The 18440-nt window shown below is 69.1% G+C and carries 16 protein-coding genes; 11 read left to right on the top strand and 5 right to left on the bottom strand.

All coding sequences use genetic code 11. The annotated features are described in order from the left end of the window. Nucleotides 1-287: 287 nt before the first annotated feature. Together BKK80_RS12615 and BKK80_RS12610 are read right to left on the bottom strand one after the other, a co-directional pair. The gene (locus tag BKK80_RS12615) at nt 288-2018 is read right to left on the bottom strand and encodes an acetyl/propionyl/methylcrotonyl-CoA carboxylase subunit alpha (RefSeq protein WP_071013268.1); all 1731 of its coding nucleotides are present in this window, start codon (nt 2016-2018) and stop codon (nt 288-290) included. An 8-nt stretch (nt 2019-2026) separates the two neighbouring features. Then, a complete protein-coding gene (locus BKK80_RS12610; protein ID WP_071069682.1) occupies nt 2027-3694 on the bottom strand; it encodes a 5-oxoprolinase subunit B/C family protein in 1668 nt (555 codons plus the stop codon). Nucleotides 3695-4156: 462 nt separating this feature from the next. Between BKK80_RS12610 and BKK80_RS12605 the strand changes: the two genes are divergently transcribed. Then, a complete protein-coding gene (locus BKK80_RS12605) occupies nt 4157-4825 on the top strand; it encodes a GntR family transcriptional regulator (RefSeq protein WP_071013263.1) in 669 nt (222 codons plus the stop codon). A 129-nt stretch (nt 4826-4954) separates the two neighbouring features. On the opposite strand, the gene BKK80_RS12600 is transcribed toward BKK80_RS12605, so the two are convergent. Both BKK80_RS12600 and BKK80_RS12595 read right to left on the bottom strand, forming a co-directional pair. Beyond that, complete coding sequence (locus BKK80_RS12600) at nt 4955-6247, bottom strand: MFS transporter (RefSeq protein ID WP_156811369.1); 1293 nt, start codon at nt 6245-6247, stop codon at nt 4955-4957. 107 nt (nt 6248-6354) lie between these two features. After that, entirely contained in the window at nt 6355-7140 is a 786-nt protein-coding gene (locus tag BKK80_RS12595; RefSeq protein WP_071070829.1) for a putative hydro-lyase, read from the bottom strand. Nucleotides 7141-7366: 226 nt separating this feature from the next. On the opposite strand from BKK80_RS12595, the gene BKK80_RS12590 reads away from it, so the two are divergent. From BKK80_RS12590 to BKK80_RS12580, 3 genes are all read left to right on the top strand, one after another. Then, complete coding sequence (locus tag BKK80_RS12590; protein ID WP_071013258.1) at nt 7367-8299, top strand: LysR family transcriptional regulator; 933 nt, start codon at nt 7367-7369, stop codon at nt 8297-8299. A 126-nt stretch (nt 8300-8425) separates the two neighbouring features. Continuing rightward, on the top strand, nt 8426-8647 hold the full coding sequence (locus BKK80_RS12585; RefSeq protein WP_071013255.1) for a DUF3820 family protein: 222 nt from the start codon (nt 8426-8428) through the stop codon (nt 8645-8647). 107 nt (nt 8648-8754) lie between these two features. Next, nucleotides 8755-10278 carry an argininosuccinate lyase gene (locus BKK80_RS12580; protein ID WP_071069680.1) on the top strand — a complete coding sequence of 508 codons (1524 nt, stop codon included), beginning with the start codon at nt 8755-8757 and terminating at the stop codon, nt 10276-10278. A 43-nt stretch (nt 10279-10321) separates the two neighbouring features. Here the strand turns inward: BKK80_RS12580 and paaX are convergent, their stop codons facing one another. Next, a complete protein-coding gene (paaX, locus tag BKK80_RS12575) occupies nt 10322-11275 on the bottom strand; it encodes a phenylacetic acid degradation operon negative regulatory protein PaaX (RefSeq protein ID WP_071069678.1) in 954 nt (317 codons plus the stop codon). 117 nt (nt 11276-11392) lie between these two features. Here paaX and paaA point away from each other — a divergent pair, with 117 nt between their 5' ends. The 7 genes from paaA (at nt 11393) to paaK (ending at nt 18355) form a co-directional block, all read left to right on the top strand. Further along, complete coding sequence (gene paaA / locus BKK80_RS12570; RefSeq protein ID WP_071013247.1) at nt 11393-12376, top strand: 1,2-phenylacetyl-CoA epoxidase subunit PaaA; 984 nt, start codon at nt 11393-11395, stop codon at nt 12374-12376. 56 nt (nt 12377-12432) lie between these two features. Next, the gene (gene paaB / locus BKK80_RS12565) at nt 12433-12714 is read left to right on the top strand and encodes a 1,2-phenylacetyl-CoA epoxidase subunit PaaB (protein WP_071013245.1); all 282 of its coding nucleotides are present in this window, start codon (nt 12433-12435) and stop codon (nt 12712-12714) included. A 26-nt stretch (nt 12715-12740) separates the two neighbouring features. Then, on the top strand, nt 12741-13493 hold the full coding sequence (paaC, locus tag BKK80_RS12560; protein ID WP_071070827.1) for a 1,2-phenylacetyl-CoA epoxidase subunit PaaC: 753 nt from the start codon (nt 12741-12743) through the stop codon (nt 13491-13493). 11 nt (nt 13494-13504) lie between these two features. Continuing rightward, a complete protein-coding gene (gene paaD / locus BKK80_RS12555) occupies nt 13505-14047 on the top strand; it encodes a 1,2-phenylacetyl-CoA epoxidase subunit PaaD (protein ID WP_071013242.1) in 543 nt (180 codons plus the stop codon). A 17-nt stretch (nt 14048-14064) separates the two neighbouring features. Next, on the top strand, nt 14065-15141 hold the full coding sequence (paaE, locus tag BKK80_RS12550) for a 1,2-phenylacetyl-CoA epoxidase subunit PaaE (RefSeq protein WP_071038301.1): 1077 nt from the start codon (nt 14065-14067) through the stop codon (nt 15139-15141). 95 nt (nt 15142-15236) lie between these two features. Next, nucleotides 15237-16901, top strand: a complete 1665-nt coding sequence (paaN, locus tag BKK80_RS12545) for a phenylacetic acid degradation protein PaaN (RefSeq protein ID WP_071069676.1) — start codon at nt 15237-15239, stop codon at nt 16899-16901. 104 nt (nt 16902-17005) lie between these two features. Beyond that, a complete protein-coding gene (gene paaK / locus BKK80_RS12540; protein ID WP_071069673.1) occupies nt 17006-18355 on the top strand; it encodes a phenylacetate--CoA ligase PaaK in 1350 nt (449 codons plus the stop codon). Nucleotides 18356-18440 lie beyond the last annotated feature (85 nt).

Genomic DNA, 18440 nt, shown 5'->3' with positions numbered 1-18440 from the left:
GCAACCTGCAATTCCCGCGCTGGCACGGTGGCGCGCTCGACCCCGGGGCGCGCGGACGGGGTGCGCGCAGGCGGGCCTTGCCTGGCAGCTTATCCAGCAGGAGGGAGCAATGTGTTTCGGATCGTGCCGATTGCCGCCGTCGACGGGGGAGAGGCGCGCTCAGGCCCCGTCCTGCCCGTCCACCGGCACCGCGAGACTTTGTTTCACCGTGGCCATGACCACGCGCATGCTGCGGGCGGACTGAGCCGCGCGCCCGCCGCCGGCCGGCCGCAAGGACCGGCGCGCGCTCAGCCGATCGTCGCGATCGGGGCGCCGGCTGCCACTGCGCTGCCGGGGCTGGCGTGCAGCGTGATGCGTCCGGCGCGATGCGCGTGGACCTGCATCTCCATCTTCATGGCTTCCATCACGGCCACCAGGTCGCCTTCCTGGACCTCGGCGCCCGCTTCCACCTTCCAGGCGTGCACGGTGCCGGCGATCGGCGCCAGCAGGTCGGCTTCGGAGGCGCCGGCGGCCTCGCCCGCGGGGCCGGCGGAGGTGGCCCCAGGCGCATCGGCCAGGCCGCGCATCAGCTGCGCCGGCAGTCCCAGGCGCACGCGGCGGCCGTCGATCTCGATGACGGTGCGCAAGAGGCCGGTGTCGGGCTGCGGCTCGGCGCGCACGGCGGCGGCCAGCGGCTCGGCGAAGTCGGATTCGATCCAGCGGGTATGCACGCGGAAGCCATCGGCGCCGAGGAAATCCGGGTGGTCGACGACAGTGCGGTGGAAGGGCAGTACCGAGGCCACGCCCTCGATGTGGAACTCGCGCAGGGCCCGGCGCGCGCGGGCCAGGGCCTGCTCGCGGGTGGCGCCGGTGACGATCAGCTTGGCCATCAGCGAGTCGAAGGTGCCGGGCACCACCGAGCCGGTCTGCACGCCGGCATCGACGCGCACGCCGGGGCCCGACGGTGCCTCGAAACGCTGCACCGGGCCGGGGGTGGGCAGGAAGCCGCGGCCGACGTCCTCCGCATTGATGCGGAACTCGATCGAATGGCCCAGCGGAGCGGGCGTGGCGGTGACGGACAGCGGCAGGCCGTCGGCCACGCGCAGCTGCTCCACCACCAGGTCCACGCCGGTGGTCTGTTCGGTCACCGGATGCTCCACCTGCAGGCGGGTGTTCACCTCCAGGAAGGAGATGGCGCCGCCGGTGCTGAGCAGGAATTCCACCGTGCCGGCGCTGGTGTAGCCGGCCGCGGCGCAGATGTCGCGTGCCGCGCTGTGGATGCGTTCGCGCTGGGCGTCGCTGAGGAAGGGCGCGGGCGCTTCTTCCACCAGCTTCTGGTTGCGCCGCTGCAGCGAACAGTCGCGCGTGCCCAGCACCACCACGTTGCCGTGGGTGTCGGCCAGCACCTGGGCCTCGATATGGCGGGGTTTGTCGAGGAACTGCTCGACGAAGCACTCGCCGCGGCCGAAGGCCGTGACGGCCTCGCGCACGGCCGAGTGGTAGAGCTCTTCCACCTCGTCCATGCGCCATGCGATCTTCATGCCGCGGCCGCCGCCGCCGAAGGCGGCCTTGATGATGATGGGCAGGCCGTGTTGCTCGGCGAAGGCCAGCACCTCGCCGGCATCCTTGACCGGGTCGGGCGTGCCGGCCACCAGCGGGGCGCCCACCTGCAGGGCGATCTTGCGCGCCTCGACCTTGTCGCCCAGCTTGGCGATGGTGGCCGGCGAGGGGCCGATCCAGCGCAGGCCGGCATCGATCACCGCCCGCGCAAAGGCCTCGCTCTCCGAGAGGAAGCCGTAGCCGGGGTGCACGGCATCGGCGCCGCTGCGCCGGGCGATCTCCAGCAGCTTGGGAATGTTGAGGTAGGTATCGGCCGGCCGGTCGCCGTCCAGGCCGTAGGCTTCGTCGGCCAGGCGGGCGTGCACGGCGTCGAGGTCGGCATTGGCGTAGACGGCCACCGACTGCACGCCGTAGTCGGCGCAGGCGCGGATGATGCGGACGGCGATCTCGCCGCGGTTGGCAACCAGGACTTTCTTCATGATGGGGCTCACAGGGTGCCAGCCTTGCCGGCGGCGTCGGTTGTAGAGAGGTCTTCGAAAGCGCGGATCGGGCGGAAGCGCAGCCAGGCGCCCACCGGGATCTGTCCGGCGCGGTCGAGGTGGTGCGGCGCCACGGTGGCGATCACGGGATAGCCGCCGGTCAGCGGGTGGTCGGCCAGGAACAGCACGGGCTGGCCGCTGGGCGGCACCTGCAGGGCGCCCAGGGCGGTACCTTCGCTGGGCAGTTCGCCGCCCACGGCGCGCTCCAGCGGCACTTCGCCCGCCAGGCGCAGGCCGACACGGTTGGACTGGGGCGTGACCTGCCAGCGCTGGCCGGCCAGGCGGGCCACGGCCTCAGGCGTGAACCAGTCGGTGCGCGGGCCCATCACCACGTCCAGCACGACCTCCTGCTCCAGCGTGGGCAGGTCGGCCGCGGGCGGCACCGGATCGCCCACCACGGCGCCGGCCGCCGCCGGACGCAGGCCCAGCACCTCGCCCACGGCCAGCGGCGCGGGACCGACGTTGGCCAGGGTGTCGGTGGCGCAACTGCCGAGCACCGGCGCCACGGCAAAGCCGCCACGCGCGGCCACGTAGCAGCGTGCGCCGGCCGTCGGCTGGCCGATCGCCAGCACGTCGCCGTCGGCGAGGGCGAGCGCCTGGTGGCCGGGCACGGGCCAGCGGCGGCCGTCGGCGGTCTTCACCGTGAGAGGCGCATCGGCGCCGGTCACGGCCACCACGGTCTCGCCCAGGCTCTGCAGTTGCAGGCCGCCGCCCACGGTCTCGAGCGCAGCCGTGTCGCTGGGGTTGCCCACCAGGCGGTTGGCCGTCTTCAGCGCCGCCTGGTCCATCGCGCCCGAGGCCGACACACCTTGCCCGGCCTGGCCATGGCGGCCCAGGTCCTGGAACACGGTCAGCAGGCCGGTGGCCTTGACCTGCAGCGCGGCCTGGCCCGGGGCGAGGTCGGCGCGGCTGCGGCCGCCGGCGGCCTGGGCGGGCGCGCCGCTGCTGTCGCTGCTGCGGCGGCCACTGTCGGCATCCCAGGCGGCGCGCGCGCCGGCCTCCAGCGTGGCGATATCGACGAAGCGCACACGGTAGCCGGGCTGCAGCAGTGCCGGCTGCTCACGGCCCAGGTCCCACATGGCCACCGGCGTCACGCCGATGATCTGCCAGCCGCCGGGGCTGGCCTGCGGATAGACGCCGCTGAAGGTGCCGGCCAGGCCCACGGCACCGGCCGGGATGCGCGTGCGCGGCGTGGTCCGGCGCGGCACGTCGAAGCTCGGGTGTCCGCCGGAGAGGTAGGCAAAGCCCGGCGCGAAGCCGGTGAAGGCCACTGTGTATTCGCTGCCGGTGTGGCGGCGGACCACCTCTTCCGGCGTGATGCCCAGCCGTTGCGCCACCTCGGCCAGGTCCTCGCCATCGTAGTGGACGGGGATCTCCACCAGGGTCGCGCTGCGCTCGGCGCGCTGGCTCAGGTCGCGCGCGGCAATGGCCTGCGCCAGCTGCGCCAGGCCGCAGGCCGAGGGGCGGAAGCGCACCAGGATGGTCCGTGCCGCAGGCACGAGTTCCTCCACACCGGGCAGGGGCTCGCGCTGCAGCGAGGCCAGCAGGGCCAGCGTCTGGTCCAGGTCGGCCAGTTCCACCAGCAGCGCATTCAGGGAGACGGGTAGGAAACGCAAGAGGAGACTCCGCGAGCGGTCAATTCGAGTAGGCACGGCTCCGATGCGTCAGCACCGCGGCAGCGGGAGGGCAGGGCCGGGATCCGTGTCGCGGCGTGGATGGCACAAAGTGTCGGGCCACGTACGCAGGGGATCGGTCAAGCGGCGCGATCGGCGCGATCGGCGCCAACTCCCTCTCATCTTGTCTGGCGATACACATACAGTGCAGGTAGTGCCGGCAATGAATAGTCAGATCGTATTTTCGATCAACTATGGTTATAAGATTGTTGAACAATCCGTTAAAGTTGACGATCATGGTATACACCTAGGTCGACAATGGTGCGCGGATATGCGCCTAACCGGTGCAAATCGCCCGGCAGAGTGCGCTAACATGCCAGCGCGGCCGTCCGGCGCCGGGTTGCGCTACCGCGATTGGCCGGCCGGACAGGAGCGCAGGCCCGACCACGCATGAGCCAACGCTAGATGACATCCAGTCCTGATACCAAGAACCTGGCCGAACGGGTCACCGACGAGATCCGCCAGAGGATCGTGCAAGGCGATTTCCTGCCTGGCCAGCGCCTGTCCGAAGCCGCCCTCGCCGAAAGCCTGCAGATCTCGCGCAATACCCTGCGCGAGATCTTCCGCGTCCTGACCAAGGAGGGCCTGCTCAAGCACGAGCCCAACCGCGGCGTCTCGGTGGCGGTGCCCGGCATCGCGGACATCGTCGATATCTACCGCGTGCGCCGGCTGATCGAGTGCCAGGCGCTGGCCCAGGCCTACCCGAGCCATCCGGCGGTGCGGCACCTGCGCGCCGCGGTCGAGATGGGGCTGCGCTGCCGGGCGCAGGGTGACTGGCAAGGCGTGGGCACGGCCAATATGGACTTCCACATGGCCATCGTCGAACTGGCCGACAGCGAGCGCTTGAAGACCATGTTCTCCCACCTGCTGGCCGAGCAGCGCCTGGCCTTCGGCATCCTGCAGGACGCCGAGTTCCTGCACGGTCCCTACGTCGACATGAACCTGCGCATCCTGCAGTTGTTCGAAGCGGGCAAGCTGGCCGAGAGCGCGGCGCTGCTCAATGACTACCTGTCGCAGTCGGAGCGTATCGTGCTGTCGGCCTGCGCGCGGCATCCGATGTTCAATTCGCGCTGACGCGCCACGCGGGCCGGCCGGCGGCCGGCCGCTCGCTGCGCGAGCCCGGTGCCGCCGGCTGTGGATGACGCGTGCGTCGTCGTGGATTGTCGTGCGTTGCGATGCGTTGCTATGCGTCGTTGTGCATCGTTACGCGCCGGCCGCTTCCAGTTCCCGGCCGCGTGTCTCCGGCAGCGTCAGCGCCGCCAGGATGAGCACCCCGTAGGCCGCCGCGGCAAAGATGCCGATGCTGGTGCCCAGGCCGTATTCCTTGGACAGCGCGCCGATCAGGAAGGGGAAGAGGGCGCCGACCGCGCGGCCGAAGTTGTAGCAGAAGCCCTGGCCGGAGCCACGTACGCGGGTCGGGAACAGTTCCGTGAGGAAGGCACCCATGCCGCTGAAGATGCCGGAGGCGAAGAAGCCGAGCGGAAAGCCGAGCCAGAACATGGCGCCGTTGGTCAGCGGCAGCATGGTGTAGCTGAAGGCGATCGTCATCGAGCCGAGCGCGAACAGGATGAAGTTGGGCTTGCGGCCGAGGCGGTCGGTCAGGTAGGAACTGACGAGGTAGCCCACCCACGAGCCGAAGATGATCATCGCCAGGTAGCCGCCGGTGCCCATCACCGTCAGGTGGCGCTCCGTCTTCAGGAAGGTCGGCAGCCAGGTCGTGATGGCGTAGTAGCCACCCTGCGCGCCGGTTGCCAGCAGCGCCGCGCGGATGGTCGTCGACAGCAGCGCGGGACGGAAGATCTCGGTCAGGCGCGGATGGTCGCTGGCCTTGCCCTGCGCGGCCTTTTCCTTCTCATAGACGTCCGGTTCCTTCACATAGCGGCGGATCACCACCACCAGCAGTGCCGGCAGCAGGCCCACCAGGAAGAGCGCGCGCCATGCCAACTCTGCCGGCAGGACGGAGAACAGCACGGAATACAGGATGGCCGTCAGGCCCCAGCCGATGGCCCAGCCGGACTGCACCAGGCCGACGGCCTTGCCGCGGTCCTTGGCGCGGATCACCTCGCCGATCAGCACCGCGCCGGCGGTCCATTCGCCGCCGAAGCCGAAACCCATCAGCGCCCGCGCCGCCAGCAACTGGTGGTAGTTCTGCGCCAGGCCGCACAGGCCGGTGAAGACGGCGAACCACAGCACCGTCAGCTGCAGCGTGCGTACGCGCCCGATGCGGTCCGACAGGATGCCGGCGGCCCAGCCGCCCAGCGCCGAGGCCAGCAAGGTGAGCGTACCGATGAAGCCGGCGTCGGCCAGGCTGATGCCCCAGGTGGCGACCAGGGTCGGGATGACGAAGGACAGCATCTGCGTATCCATGCCGTCGAGCATGTAGCCGACCTTGCAGCTCCAGAAGGCGCGTTTCTCGCGCGGCGCAGCGTCGCCGTACCAGGAGAACAGGTTGCCGCCGGCATCGGCCGACGTCTTGGGCGGGATAGGGGGGGCCATCGCGGGGGTCTGGTGGTCCATGAAACGCTCCTGGGTGCGTGAGGGGGAACGGCGAAGCAAGGGCGGGAAAGTCGGAAAAAGGTGCCGGGGCAGGCGGGGCGGCGAGGCTAGAAGACGGCGAGCGAGGCGTTGCGGATGTCGGTCACCAGCATGTGGCCCGGCTTGTGCGCGATCGCCAGCGGCAGCCTGGCGGCCATGATCGCGGTCTGGGGCGTGACGCCGCAGGCCCAGAACACCGGCAGTTCGCCCGGCTTGACGGTGACAGCGTCGCCGAACTCGGGCCGTGACAGGTCCTCGATGCCCAGCTCGGCCGGGTCGCCGATGTGGATCGGCGCACCATGGACGGCGGGAAAGCGGCTGGTGATCTGCACCGCGCGGATGGCGTCGGCGCCCCGCATGGGCCGCATCGACACCACCAGCTGCCCGCCGAACACGCCTGCGCGCCGGTTGGCGACGCGGGTGCGGTACATCGGCACGTTGCGGCCTTCTTCCACATGCCGCAGCGGAATGCCCTCCTGCGCCAGCATCTGTTCGAAGGAGAACGAGCAACCGATGGCGAACACCACGAAGTCGTTCTGCCACAGCTCGGCCAGGGAGTCGGTCTCTTCCGCCAGCTTGCCGTCGCGGTAGACGTTGTAGGCCGGCACGTCATTGCGGATGTCGACCTCGCGCCCGAGCTCCGGCACATGCCACTGCCCCGGCTCGCCCACGCCCAGCAAAGGACAGGGCTTCGGATTGGCCTGGCAGAAGCGCAGGAAATCGCCGGCGTGCGCCGCCGGCAGGATGGCGAGGTTGGCCTGCGCGTAGTCGCCGCAGTGTCCGGCGGTGGGGCCGCGGAACTGGCCGCTGCGCACGGCCTGGCGGAAGTCGAAAGGGGTCGGGTGGGCGGGCATCGTCAGGGGCATGTCGGAATGACGTGGTCGTGTCTGACCTGAACGATAGGGAGTAAAATTTTCTGTCGCCAACGACTTTTTATTGGCATCCCTGTAAAGCAATTCTTAACGTTTATACGGGTTTTCCCTTGATTTCCCTCTGCCGGTGCGCATGCGCCTTGGACGTGAACTGCGGTGAACGCGCAGGCAACTCGATGTCTTCCGCGTCGATACGGGCGGCAGCCAGATGAATACGCGCTTCCTGGAGACCTTCGTCACGCTGGCCAAGCTGCACAGCTTCCGTGCAACCGCGGCCGCTCTGCATGCGACGCCAGCGGCCATCTCGCAACGCATCAAGGCGCTGGAGGACGAGTTGCAGACCGTGCTGGTGGACCGCGAGAGCCGCGAGTTCCGCCTGACCCCCAACGGCGAGTACCTGCTCGGCTACGCCAGGAGCGTGGTCGAGGCGGCGCGCCGCCTGCATGCCGCCGCCTCGGGGGACAGCAAGATCCGCGGGCGCCTGCGCCTGGGTGTGATCGAGACCGTGGTGCATAGCTGGCTGCCGCACTACATGCGGCGCCTGGCCGCCGACTATCCCCAGCTGGAAGTCGAACTGACCGCCGATGTGAGCGTGGTGCTGCAGCGCCGGCTGATCGCCGACGAGCTCGACCTCATCATCCGTGTCGAAGGCAGCGACGAAAGCAATGTGGTGTGCAATGCGCTCGCCAACTACCCCGTGCACTGGGTGGCGCGTGCCGGCCTGCTGTCGCATACGCGCGGCCCGCTCGCCTTGCAGGTGCTGCAGCACCCCATCCTCACCTTCGGCCGCGGCACCGCGCCGCATCGCGCGCTGGAAGACATCGTGGCCAAGCTCGCCGGCGTGCACGGCGTGCCGCTGTCGGAGACGCGCATCACCGGCTCGCCGTCGATTGCCGTGATCGTCCAGCTGGTGCGCGACGGTTTCGGTGTGGCCGCCATCCCGCGGCTGTTCGTCGACCGCTTGATCGAGAGCGGGGAGGTGGTGGAATTGCCGCTGCAGCCGGCGCCGCCCTCCATCGTGGTGTCGATGTCGCGGCGCGCCGATGCGCCGCTGTTCGTGCACGGCGCGGCCAATTCGGCGCGGGCGGCGTGTGCGGAGTATTGCCACAACAGCGACAAGCGGCTGGTGGAGGCGCTGTGAGGCCGCCGGCAGGCGTCCGCCACCCTGGCGGGCGCCTGCGTGCCATCGTCGTGCACAGGGTGCTGCAGGCCATCACGGCGCTACCACGGCGCTACAATGCCGGCCAGTCGTTCCCGGCCCACCACCATGCTCCCCGACAGCGAATCCCTCCTCCTGCTCGTCACACGCAAGATGCCCTTCGGCAAGTACAAGGGGACGCTGATCGCCGACCTGCCCGGCAACTACCTGAACTGGTTCGCGCGCGAGGGCTTCCCTCCGGGCGAGCTGGGCCGCCTGCTGGCGTTGATGCAGGAGCTGGACCACAACGGCCTGGGGCACCTGCTGCAGCCGCTGCGCGGGCGGGTTTGAGCGGCGGGGAGGACATCCGTGCGCCCTCGCGCACGGCCGATCTGGTGTATGGTGCGCCTCCATGGCAGCCCGCGCACGCCGGGCAGGATGAAAACCAAGGAGACCCCATGCCCACCGCACGATCCCCCCATCGCCTGAGAACCCTGGCCGTGTCGAGCGCGCTCGCCTGGCTGGCCGTGGCTGCCCCGCAGGCGGCGCTGGCCGCGGACGGTGCCAGGCACGATGCCTTCTTCTGGCTGGGCGAGATCAACAAGGCGTCGACGGTGATCAATACCGACGAGGGGCTGCTCGAGCGGACGCTGGCGCCGCGCGTGGCCGGCGGCATCGCCAAGGTGCTGGCCGACGGCGACAAGCCCGGCGGCAAGCGCCCGTCCCTGGTGATCACCTTCGAGCCGCTGATGATCCAGGCCGCCGGACAGGAGGTCACGCTGATCCACGCCGGGCGTTCCAGCCAGGACATGCTGGCCACGGTGCGCGCGGCCATGCTGCGCGAAGAGGTGCTGGGTCTGGCCGACCAGCTCGACAAGACTTCGGCCACCATCGTCAAGCTGGCGCGCCAGCATGCCGGCACCATCGTGCCCAACTACACCAATGGCGTGGCGGCGCAGCCGAACAGCTACGGGCACTACCTGCTCGGGATCCAGGCCGGCCTGGAACGCGACGCGCAGCGCCTGCGCGAGGCCTACCAGCGTATCGACCGCTCGCCGATGGGCACCACGGTGCTCAACGGCACCGGCTGGCCGCTCGACCGCCAGCGCATGGCGGGCTATCTCGGCTTCTCCGCCCTGGTCGACAACGCCTACGATGCGTCGCAGATCAGCGCGGTCGACCTGCCGGTGGAGGTCGGCGCCATCGTCACCAGCATCGCCCTGCACGTCGGCGGCTTCATCGAGGACGTGATGACGCAGTACGCGCAGCCGCGCCCATGGATCCTGCTGCAGGAAGGGGGCGGCAATACCTATGTGTCCAGCGCGATGCCGCAGAAGCGTAATCCCGGCCTGGTGAATTCCACCCGCGAGAAGGCCTCCACCGCGATCACGCTGGCCATGGGGCCGGTGATCCGCGCGCACAACCTGCCGCCGGGCATGTCCGACGCCAAGGATGCGGTGACCAACGGGCAGATGGTGCAGAGCGCGGTGACCGCGCTGCAAGGGCTCGACCGCATCATGACGGCGCTGGTGATCGACCGCCAGCGCGCGCTGGAGGAACTGGACAGCGACTGGACCGCGTCGCAGGAGCTGGCCGACGAGCTGATGCGCAAGTACAAGCTGCCGTTCCGCGTCGGTCATCACTTCGCCTCCAACCTGGTCGACTACGCCAAGGCGCACGACATCAGGCCCAGTGCCTTTCCCTACGCCGAGGCCAGGCGCATCTATGCGGAGTCGGTGCACGACTACGGCAGTACCGAGTTCCCGATGAGCGAGGCGGAGTTCCGCGCGGCGCTCGACCCGGTGGCCATCGTCAACCACCGTGTGACCTCCGGCGGCCCGCAGCCGGCGGAAATGGAACGCATGCTGAAGGCCGCCGAGCTGGATCTGGCGCGGCAGCAGGCGTGGATCCAGGCGCGCCGCGGTGCCATCGATGCGTCGCTGGCCCGGCTCGACCGGGATTTCGACAAGCTGCTGAAGTGAAGGAAGGCCGCGGCGCGGCCGCGGGCCATCGGACAGGCGGCCGTCAGGCAGCCGGCTGTCCGGCCGGGCGCGCGGTGCCGGCGCCGAAGCGCTTGCGCAACTCGCGCCTGGCGCCTTGCAGCGGGCCGTCGGCGGTCTCCACTGTAGCGTGCAGGTAGTCTTCGCTGGCGTCCAGCAATGCCGTGTACATGTCGCGGCACATCATGCGTGCGGTGCGGCCCGGCCAGTCGGCCGGCAGCAGGACTTCGGGCAGGTCGGGGTCGCGCAGCAGCACGCGGCGGTACTCATGCAGCAGCAGGGCCCGCAGGAAGAAGGCGTCGACCGGCGCCAGGCCGGCGGCACTGTCCAGCAGCGGCGAGAAGCGGCGCAGCAGCGCCTGCCAGGCGGCGGCCACGTCGCCCAGCCGGAAGGTCTGTTGCATCAGGACCTGCAGCGGCTCCAGCGAGAAGGCGGCCAGGCTGGCCGCCTCCATCACCGCCACATAGTCGAGCGCCTTGGCGGCAGTGAGGATTTCCCGCAGCGATGACGCGTCCGCTCGCGGATGGGCGAACACGCCGGGAGCGATGGCGCCGAAGCCTTCCCATAACAGCTCCCGCTTCAGTTGCTGCCGCAGCGTGGCGCGGGCGTCGCCGCGCACCAGCACCAGGGTCCAGCGTCCGTCCCACTGTGCCGCTTCGCCGGCATAGATGCGCTTGCCCGCGTGCGTCACACGCTGCAATCCCGCTTCCGACAGCCCGTAGTAACTGCGCCGTCCGAGGCGCGTGGCACTGAGCCAGTCGTCCGCGGCCAGCCGGAACGTCGCGGTGCGCACCAGCCGGTCGTTGATGCCGAATGGTGCCGCGAGGTGGATCAGGCTGCCCAGCCAGAGCGCCTGCGGCCGTGGCGCCACCACATCGCCGAACAAGGTCACCAGCATCGAATTGGCGCCGAGCTTGAGTCCGCGGGCGAGCCGCGCAAGCTGGGGAGAAACGGTGTCGATATCCAGGCGGGTGGCCATGCGTACACCTTGAAAGTGATACAGAAACATCGATTGTTTGAATCAAATTGTATCACTATCATCCCCTTCATCGAGACGGTTTGACGCAGGTCAAGACCTGGAAAAACGGAGCACGGGATGTACGCACAACTGGTGGAGACGGGGGCGACAAGGCTTCGCGCGCTGGACGAAATGGACCCGCAGGAGCGCGAGTTCCAGGCGCGCATCGATGCCGGCATCAAGATCGAGGCCAAGGACTGGATGCCCGAGGCCTACCGCAAGACGCTGGTCCGCCAGATCTCGCAGCATGCGCATTCCGAGATCGTGGGACAGCTGCCCGAGGGCAACTGGGTCACCCGTGCACCCACGCTGGAACGCAAGGCGATCCTGCTGGCCAAGATCCAGGATGAAGCGGGCCACGGCCTCTATCTCTACAGCGCGGCGGAAACGCTGGGCGTGTCGCGCGACCAGTTGCTGGATGACCTGCACGCCGGCAAGGCCAAGTACTCCAGCATCTTCAACTACCCCACGCTGAGCTGGGCCGACATCGGCGCCATCGGCTGGCTGGTGGACGGTTCCGCCATCATCAACCAGGTGCCGCTGTGCCGTTGTTCCTTCGGCCCCTATGCCCGTGCCATGGTGCGGGTATGCAAAGAAGAGTCGTTCCACCAGCGCCAGGGCTACGACATCCTGCTGGCGCTGTGCCGCGGCACGCCGGAGCAGAAGCAGATGGCGCAGGACGCGCTGAACCGGTGGTGGTGGCCGGCGCTGATGATGTTCGGCCCGTCCGACGCCGATTCGCCCAACAGCGCGCAATCGATGCAGTGGCGCATCAAGCTGTTCTCCAACGACGAGCTGCGCCAGAAGATGGTCGACCAGACCGTGCCGCAGGCCGAGTACCTGGGCCTGACCGTTCCCGATCCGGACCTGAAGTGGAACGAGGAACGCGGCCACTACGACTTCGGCGCCATCGACTGGGACGAGTTCTACAACGTGCTGCGCGGCAACGGGCCGTGCAACCGCGAACGCCTGCGCACGCGCGTCAAGGCCTGGGACGACGGCGCCTGGTTCCGCGACGCCCTGGTGGCGCACGCCGACAAGGCAGAGCGCGCCGCCGCCTGACACCGGGCGCGCCGGCCGGCGCGCCGACCCACCGCCAACCTGACAGGAGAGTTGCCATGAAAGAGTGGCCGCTTTGGGAGATCTTTATCCGCAGCCAGCACGGCCTGGCCCACAAGCATGTGGGCAGCCTGCATGCGCCCGATGGCGAGATGGCCATCAACCATGCGCGCGATGTCTACACGCGCCGCAACGAAGGCGTCAGCGTCTGGGTGGTGAAGGCCGCCGACGTGATGGCGAGCAGCCCGGGCGACAAGGGCCCGCTGTTCGAGCCCGCCAACAGCAAGATCTACCGGCACCCGACGTTCTTCCCGATGCCGGAAGAGGTCAAGCACATCTGATGGCAGCGCGCGAGGACGACTCCACCATGGACCAACACAAGCTCGAATACCTGCTGCGCCTGGGCGACAGCACGCTGGTACTGGGCCAGCGCCTGTCGGAATGGTGCGGTCGCGGCCCCGCCCTGGAAGAGGACATCGCCCTGACCAACGTGGCGCTGGACCTGATCGGCCAGACGCGCCTGTGGCTGGGCTATGCCGGGGAAGTGGAGGGGGCCGGCCGCAGTGCCGACCAGCTCGCCTACCTGCGCGACGCGCACCAGTTCCGCAACCTGCTGCTGGTCGAGCAGCCCAACGGCAGCTATGCCGATACGCTGGCACGCCAGTTCCTGTTCGACACCTGGCACTACTTCCTGCTCGACGGCCTGCAGCACAGCGCCGATGCGCGCATCGCCGAGATTGCGGCCAAGTCGCTGAAGGAGGTGGCCTACCACGCGCGCCGCAGCGCCGACCTGGTGGTGCGCCTGGGCGACGGCACCGTGGAAAGCCGGCGCCGCATGCAGCAGGCCTTCGACGATCTGTGGATGTTCACCGGCGAGTTGTTCGAAAGCGATGCCGCCGACGCGGCGCTGGCGGCGCAGGGTGTGGCCGTCGACCCGGCCACGCTGGCCGGCGCGTGGCTGCGCCATGTCGACGAGGTGCTGGACGAGGCGACGCTGAGCCGCCCGGCCGGCGGCTGGGCGCAGAGCGGCGGACGCCAGGGCCGGCATAGCGAGCACCTGGGCTACCTGCTGGCCGAGATGCAGTTCCTGCAGCGCGCCTATCCGGGCGCCAGCTGGTGAGGGAGGCCGCCATGTCAGCGACAGTTGCCGAGCGCGCCAGCCTGGACCAGGTCTGGGCCTGGCTGGACAAGGTGCCGGACCCGGAAGTCCCGGTGATCTCGGTGGTGGACCTGGGCATCGTGCGCGATGTGGCCTGGCTGGACGACACCTGCGTCGTCACCATCACGCCGACGTACTCGGGTTGTCCGGCCATGACGGCGATCCGCGAGGAGATCGAGCGCACGCTGGCGGCGCACGGCGTCGGGCACGTCAGCGTGCAGACGCGCCTGGCCCCGGCCTGGACCACCGACTGGATGAGCGCGCGCGGCAAGGCCAGCCTGTCGGGCTACGGCATCGCGCCGCCGGCGGAGCAGGCCATCGACATCAGCGGCCTGCGCGGCGCCGGCGGCTCGCTTGCCATCGGCCGCAAGGCCTCGCCGGCACTGGTGGTGGCCTGCCCGCACTGCGGCTCGCGCCACACCCGCCTGGTCAGCCAGTTCGGCTCCACGGCATGCAAGGCCCTGTACCGCTGCGGCGACTGCAAGGAGCCGTTCGATTACTTCAAGGCTCACTGAACGAGACAGGTGGGGAGATGAGCAAATTCCATGAGCTGACGGTGGCTTCGGTCACCCGCGAGACCCGCGATGCGGTGGCGGTGACCTTCGCCGTGCCCGACGCGCTGGCCGATGCCTACCGCTACGTGCAAGGGCAGCACCTGACGCTGCGCGCCGGCATCGACGGCGAAGACGTGCGCCGCTCGTATTCGATCTGCTCGGCGGTGCAGGACCGGCGCCTGCGCGTGGCCATCAAGCGGGTCGAGGGCGGGCGCTTCTCCAACTGGGCGAACGACACGCTGCACCCCGGCATGACGCTGGAAGTGATGCCGCCGGCCGGACACTTCCACGTGCCGCTGGCCGAAGCCAATCGCCGCCACTACGTCGCCTTTGCCGCCGGCAGCGGCATCACGCCGATGCTGTCGATCATCAAGACCACGCTGATGACGGAGCCCGGCAGCCGCTTCACGCTGTTCTACGGCAACCGCGCCTCGTCGTCGGTGCTGTTCAAGGAAGAGCTGGAAGACCTGAAGGACACCTACCTGGAACGCTTCAACCTGGTCTTCGTGCTGAGCCGCGAGCAACTCGACATCGAGCTGTTCAACGGCCGCATCGATGGCGACAAGGTACGGGCCCTGCTGCGCCACTGGGTGAAGCCGGAGGACATCGACGTGGCCTTCATCTGCGGCCCGCATTCGATGATGGAAGAGGTGGCGCAGGCCCTGCAGGAGAGCGGGGTGGACAAGGCGAGCATCAAGCGCGAGCTGTTCGCCACCAGCCTTCCTGCCGCGCGGCCGGTGGCACACGTACATAAGCAGGTGGGCCGGCAGCAGTGCGAGGTGACCGTGATCCAGGACGGCCGCACGCGCCGCTTCACGCTCGACAAGCACAAGGAGACCGTGCTCGACGCCGCGCTGGCCCAAGGCATCGAACTGCCGTACGCCTGCAAGGGCGGTGTCTGCTCGACCTGCCGTTGCAAGCGTATCGAGGGCGAGGTGGACATGGACGTCAACTTCGCGCTGGAGGACTACGAGGTGGCGCGCGGCTTCATCCTGAGCTGCCAGAGCTACGCCGTCAGCGACAAGCTGGTCATCGATTTCGACCAGGAAACCTGACAGCCGGAGCGCTGCCAGGTATCCAAGTATCCAACCCATCCATCACGCCGTCCATGCCATCCAGGCAGGCAGTCGCCGTTTTCCCGGAGCAAGCTGTGTCCCATCCGTTTTTCACCCGCCACCAGGCGTTGCTGGAGCAAGCCACCGAAGCCATCGCCACGCGCGGCTACTGGAGCCCGTTCGTCGAAATGCCGAGCCCGAAGGCCTACGGTGAGAGCGCCAACGCGGACGGCCGCGCCGCCTTCGAGGCGCGCCTGGGCCGGCCGTTCGCGCTGTCCCAGCCCGGCACCGTGGGCGAGGCGGGCCAGGAAGTCTCGCCCTACGGCATGGCACTGGGCGTGCGTTATCCGAAGCCCGATCTCGATCGGCTCTTCGCCGGCGTGGCGCAGGCACTGCCGGCCTGGCGCAAGGCCGGCCCCGAGGCCTGGGTCGGCGTCTCGCTGGAGATCCTGCAGCGCTTGAACCGCCGCAGCTTCGAAATCGCCTATGCGGTGATGCACACCACCGGCCAGGCCTTCATGATGGCCTTCCAGGCAGGCGGTCCGCACGCGCAGGACCGCGGCCTGGAAGCCGTGGCCTATGCCTGGGACGAGATGCGCCGCATCCCCAGGCGCGCGCTGTGGGAGAAGCCCCAGGGCAAGAACGAGCCGCTGCGCATGGAAAAGCAGTACACCGTGGTACCGCGCGGCGTGGGCCTGGTGATCGGCTGCTGCACTTTCCCCACCTGGAACGGCTACCCCGGCCTGTTCGCCAGCCTGGCGACCGGCAATGCCGTGGTGGTCAAGCCGCATCCGGGCGCCATCCTGCCGCTGGCCATCACCGTGGAAGTGGCGCGCGAAGTGCTGGCGGAAGCCGGCTTCGATCCCGATATCGTCACCCTGGTGGCCAACGATCCCAGCGAACACATGGCGTCGACGCTGGCACTGCGCCCCGAAGTGCGCCTGATCGATTTCACCGGCAGCACCGCCAACGGCGACTGGCTGGAGCGCAACGCCCGGCAGGCCCAAGTCTTCACGGAGAAGGCCGGTGTCAACCAGATCGTCGTCGACTCCACCGCTGACTTCAAGGGCATGGTGCGCAATATCGCGTTCTCGCTCGCCCTGTACTCCGGCCAGATGTGCACGGCGCCGCAGAACATCTATGTGCCCAAGGACGGCATCGAGACGCCGGAAGGGCGCTTGAGCTTCGACCAGGTGGCCGCCGCCATCGGCGAAGCCGTGGGCAAGCTGACCGGCGATCCCGCCAAGGCGGTGGAACTGCTCGGCGCGATCCAGAACGACGGCGTGGTGCAGCGCATCGCGGCATCGCGCGCACTGGGCGAGATCGTGGTCGACAGCCGTGCCCTGGTACACCCGGAATTTCCCGGCGCGCGCGTGCATACGCCGCTGGTGCTGAAGACCGATGCCAGCGACGAAGGCAAGATCATGCAGGAACTGTTCGGCCCGATCTCCTTCGTGGTGGCCACCGAGGACACCGCGCACAGCATCGCGCTGGCCCGCCGCGGCGCGAAGGAGCATGGCGCGCTGACGCTGTCGGCCTACACCACCGACGATGGTGTGGCCGATGCCATCCGCGATGCGGCGGAGGACGCCGGCGTGGCACTGTCGTTCAACCTGACCGGCGCCGTCTTCGTCAACCAGTCGGCCGCCTTCAGCGATTTCCATGCCACCGGTGCGAACCCCGCCGCCAATGCGTCGCTGTCCGACGCGGCGTTCGTGGCCAACCGCTTCCGCGTGGTGCAGAGCCGCTCGCATCTCTGATTTCCGCGCAGCACCCGCAGCACCCGCAGCATCCGCAGCATCCGCAGTGCCCGCGCGCCGCCCCCCTCGTATCCGGCGCCATGATGACAACGATGGAGTAGACAATGGTCCAACGCATCCCCCACCCCGACGAGCTGGAACCGATCGAGCGTGCCAGCCGCGACGAACTGCAGGCGCTGCAGCTGGAACGGCTGAAATGGAGCGTGCGCCATGCCTACGACAACGTGCCGCACTATCGCCGCGCCTTCGATGCCGCGGGCGTGGCGCCGGATGACCTGAAGTCGCTGTCGGACCTGTCGAAGTTCCCCTTCCTGGTCAAGCAGGACCTGCGCGACAACTATCCCTTCGGCATGTTCGCCGTGCCGCGCCAGAAGATCGCCCGCGTGCACGCCTCGAGCGGCACCACGGGCAAGCCCACCGTGGTGGGCTACACCGCGCGCGACCTCGATACCTGGGCTACCGTGGTGGCGCGCTCCATCCGCGCCGCCGGCGGACGGCCCGGCGACCTGGTGCACGTGAGCTACGGCTATGGCCTGTTCACCGGCGGCCTGGGCGCGCACTACGGCGCGGAGAGGGCCGGTTGCACGGTGGTGCCGATGTCGGGCGGCCAGACCGAGAAGCAGGTGCAGCTGATCCGCGAGTTCCAGCCGGACATCATCATGGTCACGCCGTCCTACATGCTCAACCTCATCGAAGAGATGATGCGCCAGGGCATGGACCCCACCGAGACTTCGCTGAAGCTCGGGATCTTCGGCGCCGAGCCCTGGACCGACGCGATGCGGGCGGAGATCGAGGCGCGCGCGGGCATCGACGCGGTCGACATCTACGGCCTGTCCGAGGTCATGGGACCGGGCGTGGCCTGCGAATGCGTGGAGAGCAAGGACGGGCCGGTCATCTGGGAAGACCATTTCTACGCGGAAATCATCGACCCCGTCACCGGCGAAGTCCTGCCGGACGGGGAAGAAGGGGAACTGGTGTTCACCTCGTTGACCAAGGAAGCCCTGCCGGTGATCCGCTACCGCACGCGCGACCTGACGCGCCTGCTGCCGCCGACCTCGCGCTCCATGCGCCGCATCGGCAAGATCACCGGCCGCTCCGACGACATGCTGATCATCCGCGGCGTGAACGTGTTCCCGTCGCAGATCGAGGAACTGATCCTGAAGACGCCTGCGCTGGCCCCGCAGTTCCAGCTGGTGGTGACGCGCGACGGCCATCTCGATACCCTGGCCGTGCGCGTGGAAGCCCGCCCGGAGGCCGCGGGGGCACTGGGCGCGGAGGGCAGGGCGGCCCTGGAGCGCGAGCTGAAGGCCCAGATCAAGACCTACGTCGGCGTCACCACGCAGGTACAGGTGGTGGACGCGAACGGCATCGAGCGTGCCACCACCGGCAAGGCGCGGCGCGTGCTGGACATGCGGCCCAAGATCACCGGCGAGGCACTGGCCGAGGCGGGGTGACGGGGCGGGCGGGACAGGTCGCGTGACCCAGCGGCCGGCTGCCGGCCACGGAATGTGGCTACTCAGTCCCCCGGAATTCGTCGCA

This window comes from Cupriavidus malaysiensis (assembly GCF_001854325.1).
GTDB classification, from domain to species: domain Bacteria; phylum Pseudomonadota; class Gammaproteobacteria; order Burkholderiales; family Burkholderiaceae; genus Cupriavidus; species Cupriavidus malaysiensis.
This window is presented reverse-complemented; position numbering and strand designations above follow the sequence as displayed.

What these genes read in the sequence shown, in the direction of transcription:
- paaE (WP_071038301.1), top strand. Translation starts at nt 14,065, where the DNA reads ATGAGCAAATTCCATGAGCTGACGGTGGCTTCGGTCACCCGCGAGACC.
- paaX (WP_071069678.1), bottom strand. Translation starts at nt 11,275, where the DNA reads ATGGCCACCCGCCTGGATATCGACACCGTTTCTCCCCAGCTTGCGCGG.
- BKK80_RS12615 (WP_071013268.1), bottom strand. Translation starts at nt 2,018, where the DNA reads ATGAAGAAAGTCCTGGTTGCCAACCGCGGCGAGATCGCCGTCCGCATC.
- BKK80_RS12580 (WP_071069680.1), top strand. Translation starts at nt 8,755, where the DNA reads ATGCCCACCGCACGATCCCCCCATCGCCTGAGAACCCTGGCCGTGTCG.
- BKK80_RS12600 (WP_156811369.1), bottom strand. Translation starts at nt 6,247, where the DNA reads ATGGCCCCCCCTATCCCGCCCAAGACGTCGGCCGATGCCGGCGGCAAC.
- paaK (WP_071069673.1), top strand. Translation starts at nt 17,006, where the DNA reads ATGGTCCAACGCATCCCCCACCCCGACGAGCTGGAACCGATCGAGCGT.
- BKK80_RS12595 (WP_071070829.1), bottom strand. Translation starts at nt 7,140, where the DNA reads ATGCCCGCCCACCCGACCCCTTTCGACTTCCGCCAGGCCGTGCGCAGC.
- paaB (WP_071013245.1), top strand. Translation starts at nt 12,433, where the DNA reads ATGAAAGAGTGGCCGCTTTGGGAGATCTTTATCCGCAGCCAGCACGGC.
- paaC (WP_071070827.1), top strand. Translation starts at nt 12,741, where the DNA reads ATGGACCAACACAAGCTCGAATACCTGCTGCGCCTGGGCGACAGCACG.
- BKK80_RS12605 (WP_071013263.1), top strand. Translation starts at nt 4,157, where the DNA reads ATGACATCCAGTCCTGATACCAAGAACCTGGCCGAACGGGTCACCGAC.
- paaD (WP_071013242.1), top strand. Translation starts at nt 13,505, where the DNA reads ATGTCAGCGACAGTTGCCGAGCGCGCCAGCCTGGACCAGGTCTGGGCC.
- BKK80_RS12590 (WP_071013258.1), top strand. Translation starts at nt 7,367, where the DNA reads ATGAATACGCGCTTCCTGGAGACCTTCGTCACGCTGGCCAAGCTGCAC.
- paaA (WP_071013247.1), top strand. Translation starts at nt 11,393, where the DNA reads ATGTACGCACAACTGGTGGAGACGGGGGCGACAAGGCTTCGCGCGCTG.
- BKK80_RS12585 (WP_071013255.1), top strand. Translation starts at nt 8,426, where the DNA reads ATGCTCCCCGACAGCGAATCCCTCCTCCTGCTCGTCACACGCAAGATG.